At 52.5% G+C, this 19,480-nt stretch carries 17 protein-coding genes; 12 read left to right on the top strand and 5 right to left on the bottom strand.

Annotated elements, in window-relative coordinates:
• Nucleotides 1-58: 58 nt before the first annotated feature.
• The 6 genes from IMQ48_RS10160 to fucO all read left to right on the top strand — a co-directional run bounded on the left by IMQ48_RS10160 (nt 59) and on the right by fucO (nt 6,724).
• Nucleotides 59-1,042, top strand: a complete 984-nt coding sequence (locus IMQ48_RS10160) for an ABC transporter permease (protein WP_096755882.1) — start codon at nt 59-61, stop codon at nt 1,040-1,042.
• Nucleotides 1,043-1,115: 73 nt separating this feature from the next.
• A complete protein-coding gene (locus IMQ48_RS10155; RefSeq protein WP_115257587.1) occupies nt 1,116-2,066 on the top strand; it encodes an ABC transporter substrate-binding protein in 951 nt (316 codons plus the stop codon).
• Nucleotides 2,067-2,118: 52 nt separating this feature from the next.
• Nucleotides 2,119-3,699 (top strand): FGGY-family carbohydrate kinase, encoded by a 1,581-nt coding sequence (locus IMQ48_RS10150; RefSeq protein ID WP_196208933.1) that lies wholly within the window; start codon nt 2,119-2,121, stop codon nt 3,697-3,699.
• Nucleotides 3,700-3,763: 64 nt separating this feature from the next.
• On the top strand, nt 3,764-4,762 hold the full coding sequence (locus tag IMQ48_RS10145; protein WP_196208932.1) for a LacI family DNA-binding transcriptional regulator: 999 nt from the start codon (nt 3,764-3,766) through the stop codon (nt 4,760-4,762).
• A 138-nt stretch (nt 4,763-4,900) separates the two neighbouring features.
• Nucleotides 4,901-5,548, top strand: coding sequence for an L-fuculose-phosphate aldolase (gene fucA, locus IMQ48_RS10140; protein WP_096755886.1), 648 nt, complete (start codon nt 4,901-4,903; stop codon nt 5,546-5,548).
• A 27-nt stretch (nt 5,549-5,575) separates the two neighbouring features.
• The gene (gene fucO / locus IMQ48_RS10135; RefSeq protein ID WP_196208931.1) at nt 5,576-6,724 is read left to right on the top strand and encodes a lactaldehyde reductase; all 1,149 of its coding nucleotides are present in this window, start codon (nt 5,576-5,578) and stop codon (nt 6,722-6,724) included.
• A 94-nt stretch (nt 6,725-6,818) separates the two neighbouring features.
• Here fucO and xni read toward each other — a convergent pair whose 3' ends face one another.
• From xni to queF, 5 genes are all read right to left on the bottom strand, one after another.
• Nucleotides 6,819-7,574 carry a flap endonuclease Xni gene (gene xni / locus IMQ48_RS10130; RefSeq protein ID WP_196208930.1) on the bottom strand — a complete coding sequence of 252 codons (756 nt, stop codon included), beginning with the start codon at nt 7,572-7,574 and terminating at the stop codon, nt 6,819-6,821.
• 166 nt (nt 7,575-7,740) lie between these two features.
• A complete protein-coding gene (locus IMQ48_RS10125) occupies nt 7,741-9,108 on the bottom strand; it encodes an L-serine ammonia-lyase (RefSeq protein ID WP_196208929.1) in 1,368 nt (455 codons plus the stop codon).
• A 50-nt stretch (nt 9,109-9,158) separates the two neighbouring features.
• A complete protein-coding gene (locus IMQ48_RS10120; RefSeq protein WP_196208928.1) occupies nt 9,159-10,448 on the bottom strand; it encodes an HAAAP family serine/threonine permease in 1,290 nt (429 codons plus the stop codon).
• Between the two features lie 559 nt (nt 10,449-11,007).
• Nucleotides 11,008-12,372, bottom strand: coding sequence for a nucleotide 5'-monophosphate nucleosidase PpnN (ppnN, locus tag IMQ48_RS10115; protein ID WP_196208927.1), 1,365 nt, complete (start codon nt 12,370-12,372; stop codon nt 11,008-11,010).
• A gap of 236 nt (nt 12,373-12,608) precedes the next feature.
• Complete coding sequence (gene queF, locus IMQ48_RS10110) at nt 12,609-13,457, bottom strand: NADPH-dependent 7-cyano-7-deazaguanine reductase QueF (protein WP_196208926.1); 849 nt, start codon at nt 13,455-13,457, stop codon at nt 12,609-12,611.
• 68 nt (nt 13,458-13,525) lie between these two features.
• Here queF and syd point away from each other — a divergent pair, with 68 nt between their 5' ends.
• The 6 genes from syd (at nt 13,526) to IMQ48_RS10080 (ending at nt 19,462) form a co-directional block, all read left to right on the top strand.
• Nucleotides 13,526-14,071, top strand: a complete 546-nt coding sequence (syd, locus tag IMQ48_RS10105; protein WP_196208925.1) for a SecY-interacting protein — start codon at nt 13,526-13,528, stop codon at nt 14,069-14,071.
• 632 nt (nt 14,072-14,703) lie between these two features.
• Nucleotides 14,704-15,033, top strand: a complete 330-nt coding sequence (locus IMQ48_RS10100; protein ID WP_196208924.1) for a YqcC family protein — start codon at nt 14,704-14,706, stop codon at nt 15,031-15,033.
• Nucleotides 15,033-15,815, top strand: coding sequence for a tRNA pseudouridine(65) synthase TruC (gene truC / locus IMQ48_RS10095; RefSeq protein WP_196208923.1), 783 nt, complete (start codon nt 15,033-15,035; stop codon nt 15,813-15,815). The genes IMQ48_RS10100 and truC overlap by 1 nt, the downstream gene beginning before the upstream one ends.
• A gap of 19 nt (nt 15,816-15,834) precedes the next feature.
• Nucleotides 15,835-16,284 (top strand): flavodoxin, encoded by a 450-nt coding sequence (locus tag IMQ48_RS10090; protein ID WP_196208922.1) that lies wholly within the window; start codon nt 15,835-15,837, stop codon nt 16,282-16,284.
• 482 nt (nt 16,285-16,766) lie between these two features.
• On the top strand, nt 16,767-18,122 hold the full coding sequence (gudP, locus tag IMQ48_RS10085; protein WP_196208921.1) for a galactarate/glucarate/glycerate transporter GudP: 1,356 nt from the start codon (nt 16,767-16,769) through the stop codon (nt 18,120-18,122).
• Nucleotides 18,122-19,462 (top strand): enolase C-terminal domain-like protein, encoded by a 1,341-nt coding sequence (locus IMQ48_RS10080; protein ID WP_196208934.1) that lies wholly within the window; start codon nt 18,122-18,124, stop codon nt 19,460-19,462. The genes gudP and IMQ48_RS10080 overlap by 1 nt, the downstream gene beginning before the upstream one ends.
• Nucleotides 19,463-19,480: the final 18 nt, after the last annotated feature.

Genomic DNA, 19,480 nt, shown 5'->3' with positions numbered 1-19,480 from the left:
TTCTGATGACGCCACACAAGAAAAAATCATGCAATACGCGACGTTAGAGGATTAATTTATGACTATCTCTGTAACCTCTTCAGACAGCAATAATAAGAAAATTAAAATTAACAAAGAACTTTTAATGCGCCTCGCGCCGCTTTTCAGTCTGATTATACTGGTGATATTTTTCAGTTTTGGATCGCCATTTTTCTTTAATACTGAAAACATTATGACCATTGCCCTGCAAACCTCGGTCATTGGCATCATGGCGATTGGCGTCACCTTCGTCATTATTACCTCCGGGATCGACCTTTCTCTTGGTTCCGTGGTGGCGTTTTCCGGCGTCGCGGTCGGTATCTGCGCCACACTGGGTCTGCCGCTGCCGATTTGCATCCTGGCAGGCGTGTTGGCCGGTGGGCTGTGCGGTTATATCAACGGGCTGTTGGTCACCAAAATGACTATCCCGCCCTTCATTGCCACGCTGGGCCTGATGATGTCCGTCAGGGGTATCAACATGGTGATGACCGATGGCCGCGCGATTTACTTTGCTGATTACCCTGGCTTCAAAATGCTGGCGCAGGGCCGCCTGTTCGACGTGCTGCCTTATCCGGTCTTTTACCTGGTGGTGGTGGCGCTGATCGCTGCGTACATCCTGAAGAAAACGGTGATTGGCCGCTATGTTTATGCCGTGGGCAGCAATGAAGTTGCAGCGCACCTGTCCGGAATTAAAGTCCAGCGCGTCAAAATATTTGTCTACGCCTTCTGCGGTCTGCTGACCGGGATCGCCGGGGTCATTCTGGCTTCGCGTCTGAACTCAGGCCAGCCAACGGTTGGTGTGGGTTATGAGCTGGAAGCGATTGCCGCGGTGGTGATTGGTGGTACCAGCCTGATGGGCGGGATCGGCACCATTGGCGGCACGATTATCGGCGCATTCATTATGAGCGTATTAAAAAATGGCCTCAACCTGATGGGTGTCTCCCAGTTTTGGCAGATGGTGGCAATGGGGGTGGTGGTCATCGCGGCGGTTTATCTCGACACATTACGCAAAAAAATTCGTTGATTTACGCTCCCGGAAGTTGCGGGGCATCATAACCCTGACGTTTAGGGTGACTCACTCAGAACGGAGTACAACAATGAAAACCAGGCATTTTGTCTATGCGTTATCCCTGCTGGCCTGCATGACTTCCAGCGCGTTGGCTAAAGATATGAACCTCCCCGTGGTCAGTAAAGGTTTCCAGCATGAATTCTGGCAAACCGTAAAAATGGGGACAGAAGCGGCAGCGAAAGAGTTGGGTGACAAAACCAGCTATGTGGGTCCAGCGGATGAAACACAAATCGCTGAGCAGATTCAGTTGGTTGAAAACGCGATGGCGCAAAAACCTAACGGGCTGCTGCTGGCGGCGTTAGATGCCAATGCCCTCGCGCCGCTGGTGGAAACGGCCAATTCGCGGGGTATTAAGGTTGTGACCTTTGACTCTGGCGTAAATTCCGATATTCCGGTCAGCTTTGTGGCAACCAATAATCGTAAAGCTGGGGCAGAAGCCGCAGATGCGCTCGCCGCTGAAGTGGGCAGCAAAGGGAAGGTCGGTATTATTGCGCACGTGGCCGGTACCTCTTCTGCAATCGAGCGTTCGGAAGGGTTTATTGCCCGCATGAAGGAGAAATATCCGGATATTAAGGTCCTGCCTGTCCAGTACAGCGACGGGGATCCGCAAAAAGCGATGGATAAAACCATCGATATGATTCAGGCCAACCCGGACATTGCCGGGATCTATGGTACCAACGAAGGTTCAACGCTGGGTGTGGCGAACGCCATTGATAGCCAAAACCTGAAAGGCAAAGTGAAGGTGATCGGCTTTGACAGCACCGAAGCGATTATTGCTTTCCTGAAGTCCGGCGTTATCCAGGGCTTTGTGGTGCAGGATGCTTACCAGATTGGCTATCAGGGTATCAAAACGTTGAACGCTGCTGTGTCGGGTCAGGCTGTTCCGAAAGAGATTGATATCCCGGTTAAATTTGTGAATGCGAAGAACATTGATACGCCGGAAATCGACAAGTTATTGCATCCATTTGGTAAAAAATAAGAGTGTTGGGGCGACACGTGCGCCCCTTTTTAGCCAGTATCAGGGAGTGACTATGAGCAGTGGATATTTCCTCGGTGTGGATGTCGGTTCCGCCAGCGTCAGGGCTGGTGTGTTTGATGCCAACGGTACGCGGCTGGCCTTTGCGACATTGCCCATCTCGCAGTTTCGGCCGGCCCCGATGCGGGTAGAGCAATCATCCGCCGAGATCTGGCAGCAGGTGTGTCATGCGGTGAAAGATGCGGTGTCGTCAGCGGGGGTTCCCGTCGAGGAAATCTGTTCACTGGGATTCGATGCCACCTGCTCTCTGGTTGCGCTCGATGAACAAGGACAAGGGTTGGCGGTTTCACCCGGTGAATCGCCAGACCATAACATCATCATGTGGATGGATCATCGCGCGGGCGTAGAGACCAAACGCATTAACGCCACGCAGGATCCAGCCCTGCGCTATGTTGGCGGCGAAGTCAGCGTCGAAATGGAATTGCCTAAAGTGCTGTGGCTGAAGAATCATTTTCCCGCCACGTGGCAACGCGCGCATCGATTGTACGATTTGGCAGACTTTCTGGTCTGGAAAGCGACCGACAGCGATGTAGCGGGTCTGTGCACCCTGACCTGTAAATGGAACTATCTGGCGCACGAACAACGTTTTTGTTATTCGTTGCTCGATGCCGTTGAATTAACAGATTTACTCAGCAAAATCCCTTCGCGCATTTTACCGCCGGGGGCCGCCGTAGGTACGCTCAGTCCTGAAGCGGCGCAGGCGTTGGGACTGACCACGCATGTTGTGGTTGCCAGCGGGATGATTGATGCGCACGCGGGCGGCGTGGCGCTTGCCGGAGCCCAGCCTGCGGGAACGCTGGCGTTGATCAGCGGCACGTCAAACTGCCATATGCTGTGCAGCGAACAGGAGATTCATACACCGGGCGTATGGGGACCGTACTGGTCCGCGATGCTACCCGGCTACTGGCTGACCGAAGGCGGGCAAAGTGCCGCCGGGGCGTTAGTCGACTGGACGCTTCAGGAGTCAGGCGCCAGTGCGGACCTGTATCGCAAGGCAGAAGCGCGGGGCTGTCATCCAATTGAATTGGTCAATGAATGGGTGGCTACTCTGGAAGAGCATGAAGCAGAACCGGGGCGTGACCTGCATGTGTTGGCCGATCATCATGGCAATCGTTCACCGCGTGCGCGACCGGATGCTCGTGGCAGCGTATGTGGCTTGACCCTTGAACGCGGTGAGCGGCAGGTTGCCCGCTTGTATCTGGCAACATTACAAGCGATTGCCTGCGGTACGCGGCACATTATGGAAGTGATGCGCGAAAATGGACACACAATTTCACGGCTGACGCTGTGCGGGGGAGCAACGCACAATCCGCTATGGTTACGTGAGTATGCGGATGCAACTGGATGCGATATCCATTTGATGCAGGAAGAAGATGCGGTGACGCTGGGCGCGGCGATTACCGGTGCGGTCGCCTGCGGGGCGTGGGCTAATTTCCCTGCTGCCTGTCAGGCGATGGTGAAACCTGGCGAGGTTATCAAGGCAAACCCTAAGCGTCAGGACTTTTATGCCCGTAAATATCAGGTGTATCTGACTATGTGGGGTCAACAGCAGGTGCTTAACCAACTGATGCAGTAAGACAAATGTTTAAAATACTTTTATGATTGTGAATTGACGTTTTGGATGTGAACTGGGGCATATAATGGCTAAAACAGTAGAACAGATAGCCAGCGATCTGAATTTATCGGTGACAACCGTGCGACTGGTGCTGAATGGGAAAGCTGAGCAATATCGTATCAGCGTTAAAACCCAAACGCGCATTAATGAATACGTTGAGCGTTATGGTTATGTCATAAACCATTCAGCGCGTAGCCTTAAACTGAATAAAACGGATACGCTGGGACTGATTGTACCCAATATTTCCAACGTCTTCTTTGCTACGCTCGCTGAAAAACTTGAACAACGCTGTCGTCGTTCTGGATATCAGTTAACGATTAGTTGTACTTATGATGATGTTGATTACGAGAATAAATTAACCAAGGCGTTAATTGCGCGTAATGTCGATGGGCTTTTTATTGTTCCATCAACACTCGAAAATCAACAACATCATTTGCGCCAGGTCAGAAAACCGATGGTGTTACTTGACCGTGATTTTAAGTACACCGATAACGCACTGGTAGAAAGTCATAATATTTTAGGCGGTGAAAAACTCACACAAAGTTTGTTTGATGCTGGAAAATCACCGATCTGGTTTTTAGTTGGCGACACCGGACTGCCCAGTATTGGTGATCGTTTGCAGGGTTATCTTAACGCATTGAACAATAATGGTATTTTTCATCAGGATTGGGTGCGTGAAGGTCCGGATAATACGCCGGATGGCGGCCACCGGTTGATGGAAAAACTGATCGGCGAGCAGGGGTGTCCTCAAGCATTTATCGCCTCATCATTACCGGTGCTGGAAGGGGCTATCATTGCTATTCGCAATCGTTTTGGCGTTATTCCTCCAGATATCAATATCGGGACATTCGATGAACATCCGATGCTGGGGTTCCTCGCCAATAATGTCTGGTCAATGCAACAGGATGAAAATGTCTGGGCGGAAAAAGCCTTCGACATGATGATGAGTGCTATTGAAGATCAGCCGATAAAAGAAACGGTAAAAGTTCCGATGAAGTTAATTAAGCGCGTAAGACAGAAATAATACGACGCTAAAAATAAATCAGCCAGGTGAACCTGAATAAAAATTCAGTGGCTGCTCATATCTGAAACCTGACCCGTCTTACTCTGCGACTGTATTTCTGCAATCAAGACGAGGGGAAACTGTACCCGGAGAATTATTATGGAAAGAATGCGTTTATCGCGAGAAATTATTGAAACCTGCCTTGAAATGACCAGCCTGGGGCTGAATCAGGGAACGGCGGGAAATGTGAGTGCACGGTATGAAAATGGAATGCTGATCACACCCAGCGGAATTCCTTACGAAAGACTCACCGAAAATATGATCGTGTATGTAGATAACGACGGTAATTATGATAAAGGACAATTACCGTCCAGTGAATGGCGTTTTCACCTCGCGGCCTACCAGACGCGGCCAGAGGCTAATGCGGTAGTACATAATCATGCGATTCATTGTACCGCGGTATCGATTCTCAACCGTCCTATCCCGGCAATCCACTACATGATTGCCGCTGCCGGCGGGAATTCCATTCCGTGCGCGCCGTATGCGACGTTCGGTACGCGTGAATTGTCAGAGCATGTGATCGTGGCGCTGAAAGACCGCAAAGCAACGCTGTTGCAGCACCATGGGCTGATTGCCTGCGAGGCGAACCTGGAAAAAGCACTGTGGCTGGCGCATGAAGTGGAAGTTCTGGCCCGCCTTTATCTGAGCACGTTAGCGATCGTCGATCCCGTTCCGGTGTTGGATGATGAAGAGATTGCCATCGTGCTGGAGAAATTCAAATCCTACGGATTACGAATTGAAGAGTAATTTCGCAAAGCGAAAAGGAGAAATACGATGGCGAACAGAATGATTCTGAATGAAACGGCATGGTTTGGCCGGGGAGCTGTTGGGGCGTTAACCGATGAAGTTATTCGTCGGGGATATCGTAAGGCACTGATTGTGACCGATCAAAACCTTGTGCAGTGCGGTATTGTCGATAAGGTGACATCGCGGATGGATGCGGCGGGGCTGGCGTGGGGGATTTACTCCGGCGTTATCCCCAATCCTACCATTGCGGTGGTACAGGAAGGGCTGAGTGTTTTTGAACAAAGTGGCGCAGATTATCTGATCGCCATTGGCGGCGGCTCTCCGCAGGACACCTGTAAAGCGATTGGCATTATCCACAATAACCCTGAGTTTGCGGATGTACGCAGCCTTGAAGGTTTATCGCCCACGCGCAGCCCGAGCGTGCCGGTGATGGCTATCCCAACCACCGCGGGAACGGCAGCGGAAGTGACCATTAACTATGTGATCACTGATGAGGAAAACCGGCGCAAGTTTGTCTGCGTCGATCCGCATGATATTCCGCAGGTAGCATTTATCGATGCCGATATGATGGACGGTATGCCTGCGGCGTTAAAGGCGGCTACCGGCGTGGATGCGCTGACTCATGCCATTGAAGGCTACATTACCCGTGCGGCCTGGGCGTTGACGGATGCGCTGCACATCAAAGCCATTGAGATCATTGCCGGGGCGCTGCGTGGATCCGTTGCCGGTGACAGCAAGGCCGGTGAAGCCATGGCGCTGGGCCAGTACGTGGCCGGAATGGGCTTTTCCAACGTTGGCCTGGGGCTGGTTCATGGTATGGCACACCCGCTGGGGGCGTTTTATAACACGCCGCACGGCGTCGCCAACGCCATTCTGCTCCCACATGTGATGCAGTACAACGCTGACTATACCGGGGAAAAATTCCGCGATATCGCCCGCGCAATGGGCGTGAAGGTGGAAGCACTGACGTTGGACGAGGCGCGTAAAGCCGCCGTGGATGCGGTGTTTGCCTTAAACCGTGATGTGGGAATTCCGCTGCACTTACGTGATGTTGGCGTACGTAAAGAGGATATCCCGGCGCTAGCGCAGGCAGCATTCGATGACGTGTGCACCGGTGGTAATCCGCGTGAAGCGAGCCTGGGAGACATTGTTGATCTGTACCACACAGCCTGGTAATCACCTGGCGTTTATCCGGCCTACAGTGTGATTGATTTGTAGGTCGGATAAGGTGTTTACACCGCCATACGGCAACAGAGCTATCGCCAAAGAACTACCGTGCCAGCCTTAGCTGCTGTAGGTTCCCGTCGATATGTAAGTCCGTTTGCAACCGGGCAATATCGCGACACAGAAACGCCATCTCTTTGTGCGCCTCGAGCTTCTTGCGCCACTTTTCCGGTACGTCATCCAGATGTTCATACAGCGCTTCCAGCGTTGGAAACTGCGTCAGCAATTGTGTGGCGCTTTTTGGACCAATACCTGCAACCCCCGGTACTTTAGAACTGCTGATCCCAGCCAGCCCCCAGTAATCCGGCAACTGCTGAGGCTGTACGCCAAACTCTTTCTCAATGAACGGTGCATCCAGCCAGCGCTTTTGGAAATAATCACGAATACGCAGGGTTGGAGAGAGTAACTGACAGTAGCCTTTATCGGTCGAGACGATGGTGGCCTGATGTCCGGCCTGGGTGACTTTAACCGCCAGCGTGGCGGCTAAATCGTCAGCTTCATTTCCGCTGGAAACCCAACAGCAGACGCCGCGTTGTTCGAAGGCCGCGCGTAAGGCGGGCATTTCTTGATGGAGTTCGTCGGGCATTGGTGGACGGCCTGCTTTGTAGTCTGGCAGTCGCTGGTGGCGCCAGCCGCTGTTACGCGCTTCGTCATCAAATACCGCCACAGCGTGCGTGGGCTGGCTATGCACGAGCAATAAATCGAGCGCGTGCTGGCAGGTTTCCACGCAGGGCGATCCCTGAACGGCGTGAATGCGGCGGATGAGGTTCAGTGCATCGACAATGAGCAGATGGACGGCCACGGTGTTCTCCCTTACAAATCAGGTTGTAGGGTAACATTCACGGCGAGGTGAGGCGAAGATCTGAAGCAACATTTTGCCGGATGGCGGCTGACGCCTTATCCGGCCTACAAATGACTACGGCACTGTAGGCCGGATAAGCTTGCGCCATCCGGCAATGGGTTGGGACTTAATCGCAGGTGACAATCTTCATCGCCAGTCCGCCGCGAGAAGTTTCGCGGTACTTGGCATTCATGTCTTTACCGGTCTCGTACATGGTCTCGATCACTTTATCAAGGCACACGCGCGGCTCGCTGGTACGGCGTAGAGCCATACGTGCGGCGTTAACCGCTTTGACCGAGGCAATAGCGTTACGCTCGATGCATGGGACCTGAACCTGGCCCGCAACCGGATCGCATGTCAGCCCCAGGTTGTGTTCCATACCGATCTCCGCCGCGATGCACACCTGCGTTGGGCTACCGCCCAGCAGTTCTGCCAGACCCGCGGCCGCCATTGAACAGGCGACGCCAACTTCACCCTGGCAACCTACTTCGGCACCCGAGATAGAGGCGTTCATCTTGTACAGTGAACCAATCGCACTCGCGACCAGCATGTAGCGAGCCAGAGAGTTAGCGTTCACTTCGCGGATAAACTTGTCGTAGTACGCCAGTACCGCAGGAACGATTCCACACGCACCGTTGGTCGGGGCGGTAACCACACGTCCACCGGCCGCATTCTCTTCGTTCACCGCCAGCGCGAACATGTTGATCCAGTCCACGACCGCCATTGGATCCGTGGTGGTTTTATCCTGGCTGACCAGCATGCGGCGCAGCGCTGCGGCACGACGTGGCACGCGCAGTTTACCCGGCAAGACGCCTTCGGTAGTGATACCACGTTCAATCCCGCTACGCATCACTTCCCAGACGTTAGCAAAGTGCTGTTCCAGCTCTTCTTTGCTGTGCAGGGCCAGTTCGTTTTGCATCATCAAACCTGAAAGCGACAGGCCGGTTTCCTGGCAATGTCGTTGCAGATCGGCTGCGGATTTGTACGGATAAGGCACATTTACTGGCGAGCTGTTTGGCAGGCCGAAATGTTCTTCATCAACGATGAAACCACCGCCAATGGAATAGTAAGTCTGGCTGTAGAGGACTTTTTCGCCGGCCAGAGCGGTAATGCGCATGCCGTTTTCGTGTAGGGACAAATTATCCGCATGGAAATTCATGCACTTATCGACCGGGAACTCAACTTCATGCTGACCGTCTGCTAATAACAAACGTCCGTGAGTATTCACATCCTGGATAAAGGCCGGGATGGCATCGATGTCTACGGTGTCAGGCTGATTACCCGCCAGGCCCATAATAATCGCGATGTCAGTATGGTGGCCTTTCCCCGTCAGAGACAGAGAGCCGTAAACATCAACCACTACGCGGGTTACATCAGTGAGTATTCCGCGAGCAATCAGGTCATCCGTGAATTGTTTGCCTGCTTTCATTGGACCCACTGTGTGGGAACTGGAAGGGCCAATGCCGATTTTGAAGATATCGAATACGCTAATCATGAGGCGTCCATTGTATAACGAGGTGCGCCGCCCGCAGGCGGCGCAGGGGATTAACTAAACAGCGAGTAGAAAATAGCGGAGATGGCAATCAGACCCATAATCACAACGAAGACGTTGCTGATATGGCCGCTGTACTTACGCATTGCCGGTACTTTCTGAATCGCATACATCGGCATCAGGAACAGAATCATCGCGATAATTGGGCCACCCAGGGTCTCAATCATACCGAGGATACTCGGGTTCAGCGTTGCCACAATCCAGGTGGTGACCAGCATGAACAGCGCAGTGAGTTTGTTCAGTTTGTTGATTTCGATGGATTTGCCTTTACCACGCAGGTGCTTAATCACCATACCGTTGAAACCTTCACGCGCGCCCAGATAGTGACCGAGGAAGGATTTGGTGATAGCGATAATCGCGATGATTGGTGCCATCCAGGCAATAATCGGTGCGTTAAAGTGGTTTGCCAGGTAAGACAGGATGGAGATGTTCTGCTCTTTTGCCGCAGCCAGATCCGCCGGGGACAGGCTAAACACACAGCTGAAAACGAAGAACATAACGGTCAGTACCATCATGATGTGAGCGAATGCCAGAATTTTGGAGCATTTCTTCTCTGCTTCATCACCGTACTCTTCACGCTTCGCCACGGCGAAGGAGGAGATGATCGGTGAGTGGTTGAAGGAGAACACCATGACCGGGATGGCCAGCCACAGGGTCAACAACAGGCCATTGCCGGTGGTTGCAGCAGAGTCAAAGGACAGCGTTTCCAGAATCGCACCGCTCCACTGAGGGATCAGGTACAGCGCCAGCAGCATCAGAGCCGCAACGAACGGGAATACCAGGATACTCATTGCTTTCACGATCATCTGCTCACCGAAGCGCACGATGGTCATCATGCCGACAATCAGGATCAGTGACAGGATAGCGCGCGGCGGTGGTGTAATCGCCAACTGGTGTGTCAGGAAGCTTTCAACGGTATTGGTGATAGCTACGCTGTAAACCAAGAGGATTGGGTAGATAGCGAAGAAGTAGAGCAGCGTAATCAGTTTACCTGCGCCAACGCCAAAGTGTTCTTCTACTACTTCGGTAATATCTTCACCCGGATTTTTACCGGATAACACGAAGCGGGTCAGACCACGGTGTGCAAAGTAGGTCATTGGGAAGGCAAGAATAGCCATGATGATCAGCGGGATCAGACCGCCAACACCGGCGTTAATTGGCAGGAACAAGACACCCGCGCCAATAGCCGTGCCGTAAAGGCCCAGCATCCACATGGTATCAGTCTTGCGCCATGCGCTGCGGGTCTGGCCCGTAACGATAGTGCTGGTTTGCGTGTTTTCCATCTATTTCTCCTGGAGGAAGCTTAAAAAGTCAGGTTTGGGTTCAATCCACTGAAAAAGACCCGACTGTAAAACGAATTCCGATTAGCGATTTTTTATATAATTTTTCGCCGTAATAATTTTCGGGCGGAAAGATACATTTAAGTTATGAATGTATCAGTGATCTCGATCCCAAATGCAATAATCCACTTTTTATGTGGATAAATTTGGACCATTAATCTATTAAAAAATAACCAAAGCAGATTTACGGGCGCGAAGGCTAACATTGACAACATATACGTGAAAGCGAAAGCGAGAAGATACGAGCGTTGCGCTGTAAAAACTGTCATTTTCAGTGGATTCTGGTGACTAATGATATTTTATGCAGATAAATCACGGTCTAATTTGGAAGGTAAACGTTTGCGTATTGAGTGCTTTCTGATGAAACATTATTGGTATTTATATTACGAGGTGAGCTATGTGACTGGTATCACTAAAAAAGCCGGTTGGCTACGAGGCCAAATCCGGCTTATATATGGACAAATCTGTCACCGTGGTAGCCGCAGCTACTGGACGTAAAACGTCAGGCGCAGATTTCGTAGCAAGGGATGTAGGCCGAGCCCGGCAACTTCATGCGGTGCTGCGCGACAAAGCCCTGTAGCAGGTCATCCATGCGGCGCATCATCTCGCGATCGCCGTGGATCTTGTACGGGCCAAACTCTTCAATGGCGCGAATACCGACTTCCTTAACGTTACCCGCGACGATGCCGGAAAACGCGCGACGCAGGTCTGCCGCCAGTACTTCAACCGGCTGATCGGGATACAGCTTCAGGTTTGCCATGTTTTCATGAGACGGTTCAAATGGCATCTGCAAATCAGGTGCAATACGAATCGACCAGTTAAAGCTGTAGGCATCACCGGTGTCGCGGCGGTTCTCTTTCACCAGCGGCATCGCTTTTTTCATCAAGCGGGCCACTTCTGAAGCATCGTCAATGATAATGCGATAGTGACGACGCGCGCCTTCTCCCAGCGTGTGTACGATAAATTCATCCAGCACGCGGAAATAGTCCGCACTCTCTTTTGGCCCGGTCAGGATCAGGGGCAGAACCTGATCTTTGTTCGCCGGGTTCATCAGGATCCCCAGCAGATACAGCAGCTCTTCCGCCGTTCCTACGCCGCCAGGGAAAATGATAATGCCGTGGGCGATACGCACAAAGGCTTCCAGACGTTTTTCAATGTCCGGCATGATGATCAATTCGTTGACCAGCGGGTTAGGTGGCTCGGCAGCGATGATTGACGGTTCAGTCATGCCAATAAAGCGGCTGTCGCGGTAACGCTGCTGGGCATGACCGACTGCTGCACCTTTCATCGGCGCTTCCATAGCACCCGGACCGCAGCCGGTGCAGATGTTCAGCTCACGCAGGCCTAACTGGTTACCGACGCGACGCGCATACAGGTACTCATTTTCGTTAATGGAGTGACCGCCCCAGCAGACCACCATGTTCGGCGCTTCACCGACGTGCAGTGCCCGGGCGTTACGCAGGATGGAGAATACGAGGTTGGTAATGTGAACCGAGCTTTCGAGATCCAGATGTTGAAAACGACCGGCGTTATGGATCTGGCCGTTAACGAAAAGAATGTCGCGCAGGACGGCAAACAGGTTGGCCTGCAGCGCACGAATAATGCGTCCATCAACAAACGCGTCTTCAGGCGGGTTAATCAGTTCCAGCTTCACGCCGCGTTCACGGCGCAACACGTTAATGTCGAAACTTTCAAAACGAGACAACAGCTCTTTGCTGTTGTCGGTCAAACTGCCGGAGTTCAGGACGGCAAGAGAACAGTTACGAAACAGTTGATACAGGTCGCTGCTGGCTGTGCGTTTAAGCATATCGACTTCCAGCTGCGACAACATGTCCATTGAGCCAAGCGGGCTAATATGTGTAATCAAGTAGACTCCTTATGGGACGCAAAACGCCATTCCCTGATGATACTCGTCATACTTCAAACTGAATGCGCGCTGGCTTTCCTCGCTCACCCTTGTCACTTACCTAAGTAAGCTCCGGGAATTCGCTGCGTCGCCGCCTTCATGCAACTCGAAGTATTTAGAGTAAGTTACAATAGCTCCGGCTGATGACCTTTCACAACCTTGCGCGCGGAATCCGGCACGCAAAATTGAGAAAAAGATTACTGACGTACCAGCCTGCCGATGGCAGGGACGAAATCGGTGTTAGTTCGCCACGGATTAATGTCCAGACCTCCGCGTCGCGTGTAGCGTGCGTAGACGCTCAGCTTCTCCGGCTGACAGAAGCGCAGAATGTCATTGAAAATGCGCTCCACGCACTGCTCGTGAAATTCATTATGGTGGCGGAAGGAGACCAGATAACGCAGCAGCTTTTCCCTGTCGATTTTGCGTCCACGATACTGAATTTGTATGGAACCCCAGTCGGGCTGGTGGGTGATCAAACAATTGGATTTCAGCAGATGGCTGACCAGCGTCTCTTCCACCACTTTCTCGCCGCTTGTGGCATTCTCCAGATAATCCGTACTGAACTGGTAGTTGTCGATGACGATGTCCTGATCGTCGATGCAGGTACCATTGAAATGGGCAATCGGCTGCCCTTCCAGTTCGTCGATACGGTATAACGCAACGTGGACATCGCCTTTGGCGCAAGCGCGTAAATCGTTTTCCAGCGTTTGGCGAACGGCATCCCACGAATCGAAGCGGGTCTGGTTAAAACTGTTGAGATAGAGTTTAAAGCTTTTCGATTCAATCAGATTCACGCTGGTGTAGTCTAATTCCACATGTCCGACGGCAACCTGCGGCAAGCCGTTGGTATTCAGCCATGACAATTCATACAGTGTCCAGATATCGGCACCGTGAAACGGCAGGTTGTCGGCTTTTAAATCCAGTGGGTCGCGGTTCAGGCTACGCGGAACGCCCTGCAACAAACTGGCATCGTAATTATCCCGGTAATCCGTTGATTTACCGAGCGTCAGGCCGTCAAGCGCCTGATGGTTTTCATAAGAAGACATGTTTCACCGTTATAAACCAGATACACTATGCGTCAAGTGTATCCTGGCTTTTGTGAAGAGAGAAATCAGTGGACGAATTGACTGCGCAGGCGTTAACGGCCTTTACGACACGGTATTGCGATGCATGGCATGAGCAACACAACAGTTGGCCGCTCAGTGAAGAATTGTATGGTGTACCTTCCCCATGCATTATTTCTACGACCAGCGATGCTGTGTACTGGCAGCCACAGCCATTTGTGGGCGAGTCGAATGTAAACGCGGTTGAACGCGCCTTTGATATTGTGATACAACCCGCCGTTCATGCTTTTTACACCACCCAGTTTGCCGGGGATATGCACGCGCAGTTTGCGGATGAAAAGCTCACGCTGTTGCAAACCTGGAGTGAAGATGACTTCAGGCGCGTTCAGGAAAATCTGATAGGCCACCTGGTTACGCAAAAGCGACTCAAGCTCCCGCCAACGCTGTTTATTGCGACGCAGGAAAATGAACTGGATGTCATTTCGGTATGCAACCTGACCGGGGAAGTGTGCAAAGAAACGCTGGGAACCCGTAAACGAACGGTGCTGGCGACCTCTCTTGCGGATTTCCTGACTCAACTTAAGCCAGTTCTGTAATCCATTTTGCCCTTAAGCGTGTGAGAGATCTCTTACAAACACTGTAGGAGATCGCCAGGTAATAGGTGAAAGACTACTGGCGTTGAATAATACTAAATATATATAATTCAATATGTTGGTGTTTTATTGTCAACTTTCATATGAAAAAAACCTTAAAGGAATGTCTGTAAGTGTCTTGTAAGATAAAGCGAAACAGGCGATTCTATCTCCGTCGACAAGGAGTCGCACAACGAAGTGAACATCAGGATGATGACACTTCTGCAGGACACACCAGGACGGTGTTGCAAGGACAGGCTTCAGGATGAAGCAAAGAGGAAAACGCCGGATGCGTTAAGGGACACCTCCAGGAAGGAGAATGAGAGCCGGTCAGGATGGTCGGTGGGTCAGGATGGCCATGGACACTTCAGGATGAAGTTTTCACATCGGGGTGATGTGAGCAGGATGCAAACGTTCAGGATGAACAGGTCGCAAGACCACAGGAAAAGTTGTCATGGATGAGCAGGGAGCACTAAAAGTAGCTGGAATGCTGCGAAACGAACCGGGAGCACTGTTTTTACAGTGCTCCCTTTTTTTATTTCCTTTCCACAAATGCTATTCTTCGCGCCAGATTTTTCATCAATGAGGTTAATTTCATGACCACTCATGACCGTGTGCGCCAGCAACTCCATGCGCTTGAAGCGCTGTTGCGCGAACATAATCACTGGCGGATGGATGAGCCAGAGGCGCATCGCTTTACCAGCACGCAGCCTTTTTGTATGGATACCATGGAGCCGATTGAATGGCTGCAATGGGTGCTTATTCCCCGTATGCATGTCCTGCTGGATAACGCACAACCGCTCCCGGACGCGTTCGCCATCGCGCCGTATTATGAAATGGCGCTAACAGCCGATCATCCACAGCGTGAAGTGATCCTGGTTGCGCTCCAGGAGCTGGATGCTCTTTTCACCAGTGATAAATCCTGATGCTGGAGATTCTCTATCAGGACGAATGGCTAGTTGCCGTTAATAAACCATCTGGCTGGCTGGTTCACCGAAGCTGGCTCGACCGCGATGAGAAAGTGGTGGTGATGCAAACGGTGCGTGACCAGATTGGTCAGCATGTTTTTACCGTGCATCGCCTGGACCGACCGACATCCGGCGTGCTGCTGATGGGGCTGTCCAGCGAAGCCGGGCGTCTGTTGTCACAGCAATTTGAGCAGCATCAAATTCAGAAGCGGTATCATGCGATTGTACGCGGCTGGCTGATGGATGACGCGGTGCTGGATTACCCGCTGGTGGAAGAGTTGGATAAAATTGCTGACAAATTTGCCCGCGAAGATAAAGATCCGCAGCCTGCGGTAACGCATTATCGCGGACTGGCAACGGTAGAAATGCCGGTGGCCACCGGGCGTTATCCGACGACGCGTTACGGACTGGTAGAGCTTGATCCTAAAACGGGGCGTAAACACCAGCTCCGGCGACATCTGTCCCATTTGCGTCATCCTATTATTGGTGACAGTAAGCACGGTGACTTGCGGCAAAACCGCAGCGCCGCAGAGCATTTTGGTTGTCAGCGTCTGATGTTGCATGCCAGCCAGCTTGAACTGACACACCCTTTCACCGGCGAACCGCTGGTTATTCGCGCCGGGCTGGATGATGTCTGGATGCAGGCACTGTCACAGTTTGGCTGGCGCGGACTTCTCCCTGAGAATGAAAGGGTTGAGTTCATCGAGCGCTCAGGTCAGGATGAGCAGATAGATTCTTAAGTCCCTGGAGAAAAAGGTTATGGCGGAAATTGGTATTTTTGTCGGCACGATGTACGGAAACTCGCTGCTGGTAGCCGAAGAGGCTGAGGCTATCCTTACTGCACAGGGCCATAAGGCCACGGTGTTTGAAGATCCAGAGCTGGCGGACTGGCAGGCGTATCAGGATAAATATGTCCTGGTGGTAACCTCAACGACTGGGCAGGGCGATCTGCCGGATAGCATTGTGCCTCTTTTTCAGGGAATCAAAGATAATCTCGGTTTTCAGCCAAATCTGCATTACGGGGTAATTGCGTTGGGCGACAGTAGCTACGTTAATTTCTGCAATGGCGGCAAGCAGTTCGATGCGCTGTTGCAGGAGCAAAGCGCGCAGCGCGTAGGTGAAATGCTGTTGATTGATGCCAGCGAGCATCCTGAACCGGAAAGCGAATCTAACCCCTGGGTAGAAAACTGGGGAACCCTCATGTCCTAAGGCTCACCCTCCCCCTACCGGGAGGGCGTCCTGCCTGTGCCAGCAAGCAAAAAGAACGACCTGACGCTATCCTAATAAAACTGAAACGTGTTAGCTTCGGGCAAATGCCTGTAAAAACCTTCATCTGAAAGCGGTTTTACAGGCGCTTTCATAGGGTCAAGCGACCTGTTTCACACTCCTTTCTTTTCCGTCCTGAGATTTCCCTTTTCAACCTACAGGTTTTCATTTCCGTGAAGTTGCTTCCAGTCACCTGGGCTTTTGCCACAAACAGGCTTGGTGTGCTGCTGAAATACTGTGTTGTTGCACGGTGAGTGTCTCCTGTCAGCTTTTTATACTTCTCATGCCAGTTATAAGAAAACGCAGCATGTAAGGCGAACGACCTCAAAAAAAGCTGCCTATACACGAAACGTTACCTCTGACCCCCTACCGGTTTTGCAATTCAGAGTGAGCGAATAAAAACGCGAAAATTCAGGAGTGCAACAATGAGTTCATTAAGTCAGGCGGCGAGCAGCGCGGAAAAGCGCACCAACGCTCGCTACTGGATAGTGGTGATGCTGTTTATCGTCACATCCTTCAACTACGGTGATCGCGCCACCTTATCCATTGCCGGTTCGGAGATGGCCAAAGATATTGGCCTGGATGCCGTCGGTATGGGATACGTCTTCTCCGCGTTCTCATGGGCCTATGTTATCGGCCAGATCCCAGGCGGCTGGCTGCTCGACCGCTTTGGTTCAAAACGCGTCTACTTCTGGTCCATCTTTATTTGGTCCATGTTTACCCTGCTGCAGGGCTTCGTCGATATCTTTAGCGGATTCGGCATTATCATTGCGCTGTTTACCCTGCGCTTCCTCGTCGGTTTGGCTGAGGCGCCTTCCTTCCCCGGCAACAGTCGCATTGTGGCGGCATGGTTCCCGGCGCAGGAGAGGGGTACGGCGGTGTCGATTTTTAACTCTGCACAGTACTTTGCCACCGTTATCTTCGCGCCAATCATGGGTTGGTTGACCCACGAAGTGGGCTGGTCTCACGTGTTCTTCTTTATGGGTGGCCTCGGGATCGTTATCAGCTTCGTTTGGCTGAAGGTGATCCACGAACCTAACCAGCACCCGGGCGTCAACCAAAAAGAGCTGGATTACATCGCCGCTGGCGGCGCGCTGATCAACATGGATCAGGCGGCAGCGAAAACGAAAGTCCCGTTCAGCGTGAAGTGGGGACAAATTAAGCAGTTAATTGGTTCGCGTATGATGGTGGGGATCTACATCGGCCAGTATTGCATTAACGCGCTGACCTACTTCTTTATCACCTGGTTCCCGGTCTACCTGGTGCAGGCGCGTGGCATGTCGATTCTGAAGGCCGGTTTTGTGGCGTCGGTTCCGGCTATCTGCGGCTTTGTGGGCGGCGTGCTCGGCGGGATTATTTCCGACTGGTTGATGCGTCGTACCGGCTCGCTGAATATCGCCCGCAAAACGCCAATCGTCTTGGGGATGTTGCTGTCGATGGTGATGGTGTTCTGTAACTACGTCAACGTGGAGTGGATGATCATCGGCTTTATGGCGCTGGCCTTCTTCGGTAAAGGCATTGGTGCGCTCGGCTGGGCAGTCATGGCGGATACCGCGCCGAAAGAGATCAGCGGCCTGAGCGGTGGTCTGTTCAATATGTTCGGTAATATTTCTGGCATCGTGACGCCGATTGCCATTGGCTACATCGTCGGCACCACCGGTTCGTTCAACGGCGCGCTGATTTACGTTGGGGTGCATGCGCTGATTGCGGTGCTGAGCTATCTGGTGCTGGTGGGCGATATTAAGCGTATCGAACTGAAACCTGTCACAGGACAACAATGATGACAACACAATCAAGTCCCGTTATTACCGATATGAAGGTCATCCCGGTGGCTGGTCATGACAGTATGCTACTCAACATCGGCGGTGCGCATAACGCGTATTTTACCCGCAATATCGTGGTACTGACCGACAACGCCGGGAATACAGGTGTCGGTGAAGCGCCGGGTGGCGAAGTGATTTATCAGACGCTGGTCGATGCCATCCCGATGGTGTTAGGGCAGGAAGTCGCCCGCCTCAATAAAGTGGTACAGCAGGTACATAAAGGCAACCAGGCCGCTGACTTTGACACCTTCGGTAAAGGCGCCTGGACCTTTGAGTTGCGGGTTAACGCAGTCGCGGCGCTGGAAGCGGCACTGCTCGACCTGCTGGGCAAAGCGCTCAACGTGCCGGTCTGCGAACTGCTAGGCCCCGGCAAGCAGCGCGATGCGGTAACCGTGCTGGGCTATCTGTTCTACGTAGGCGATCGTACGAAGACCGATTTGCCGTATCTGGAGACGACGCCGGGCAACCATGAGTGGTATCACCTGCGTCATCAGCAAGCGATGAACAGCGAGGCGGTAGTGCGCCTGGCGGAGGCCTCGCAGGACCGCTACGGTTTTAAAGATTTCAAACTCAAGGGCGGCGTGCTGCCCGGTGAGCAGGAAATTGACACCGCCCGTGCGCTGAAAAAACGTTTCCCGGATGCGCGTATTACGGTCGACCCCAACGGCGCCTGGCTGCTGGATGAAGCTATCTCATTGTGCAAAGGGCTGAACGATGTGCTGACCTACGCCGAAGATCCGTGCGGTGCCGAACAAGGCTTCTCGGGTCGCGAAGTGATGGCGGAGTTCCGCCGTGCGACCGGTTTGCCTGTGGCGACCAACATGATTGCTACTAACTGGCGCGAAATGGGTCACGCGGTGATGCTGAACTCCGTCGATATTCCGCTGGCCGATCCGCACTTCTGGACGCTTTCCGGCGCGGTGCGCGTGGCACAGTTGTGCGAGGACTGGGGCCTGACCTGGGGATGTCACTCGAACAACCACTTTGATATTTCGCTGGCGATGTTTACCCACGTGGGGGCCGCGGCACCCGGCAAGCCGACGGCTATCGATACCCACTGGATCTGGCAGGAGGGCGATTGCCGCCTGACCAAAAATCCGCTGGAGATTAAGAACGGGAAAATTGCTGTTCCGGATGCGCCTGGACTGGGCGTGGAGCTGGACTGGGATCAGATTAACAAGGCTCATGAAGCCTACAAGAGACTGCCCGGCGGTGCGCGTAATGACGCAGGTCCGATGCAGTATCTGATCCCTGGATGGACTTTTGACCGTAAACGCCCTGTTTTCGGCCGTCACTGATTACGCAATAAGGATTGA

The organism is Citrobacter sp. Res13-Sevr-PEB04-36 (genome assembly GCF_015672735.1).
Taxonomy (GTDB): Bacteria; Pseudomonadota; Gammaproteobacteria; order Enterobacterales; family Enterobacteriaceae; genus Citrobacter.
This window is presented reverse-complemented; position numbering and strand designations above follow the sequence as displayed.

Bases quoted from the DNA above. Each gene is read 5' to 3' on its own strand.
- queF (WP_196208926.1), bottom strand. From the start codon at position 13,457: ATGTCTTCTTATGAAAACCATCAGGCGCTTGACGGCCTGACGCTCGGT.
- gudP (WP_196208921.1), top strand. From the start codon at position 16,767: ATGAGTTCATTAAGTCAGGCGGCGAGCAGCGCGGAAAAGCGCACCAAC.
- IMQ48_RS10120 (WP_196208928.1), bottom strand. From the start codon at position 10,448: ATGGAAAACACGCAAACCAGCACTATCGTTACGGGCCAGACCCGCAGC.
- IMQ48_RS10160 (WP_096755882.1), top strand. From the start codon at position 59: ATGACTATCTCTGTAACCTCTTCAGACAGCAATAATAAGAAAATTAAA.
- IMQ48_RS10100 (WP_196208924.1), top strand. From the start codon at position 14,704: ATGACCACTCATGACCGTGTGCGCCAGCAACTCCATGCGCTTGAAGCG.
- fucO (WP_196208931.1), top strand. From the start codon at position 5,576: ATGGCGAACAGAATGATTCTGAATGAAACGGCATGGTTTGGCCGGGGA.
- IMQ48_RS10090 (WP_196208922.1), top strand. From the start codon at position 15,835: ATGGCGGAAATTGGTATTTTTGTCGGCACGATGTACGGAAACTCGCTG.
- IMQ48_RS10145 (WP_196208932.1), top strand. From the start codon at position 3,764: ATGGCTAAAACAGTAGAACAGATAGCCAGCGATCTGAATTTATCGGTG.
- IMQ48_RS10080 (WP_196208934.1), top strand. From the start codon at position 18,122: ATGACAACACAATCAAGTCCCGTTATTACCGATATGAAGGTCATCCCG.
- truC (WP_196208923.1), top strand. From the start codon at position 15,033: ATGCTGGAGATTCTCTATCAGGACGAATGGCTAGTTGCCGTTAATAAA.
- IMQ48_RS10125 (WP_196208929.1), bottom strand. From the start codon at position 9,108: ATGATTAGCGTATTCGATATCTTCAAAATCGGCATTGGCCCTTCCAGT.
- IMQ48_RS10150 (WP_196208933.1), top strand. From the start codon at position 2,119: ATGAGCAGTGGATATTTCCTCGGTGTGGATGTCGGTTCCGCCAGCGTC.
- IMQ48_RS10155 (WP_115257587.1), top strand. From the start codon at position 1,116: ATGAAAACCAGGCATTTTGTCTATGCGTTATCCCTGCTGGCCTGCATG.
- fucA (WP_096755886.1), top strand. From the start codon at position 4,901: ATGGAAAGAATGCGTTTATCGCGAGAAATTATTGAAACCTGCCTTGAA.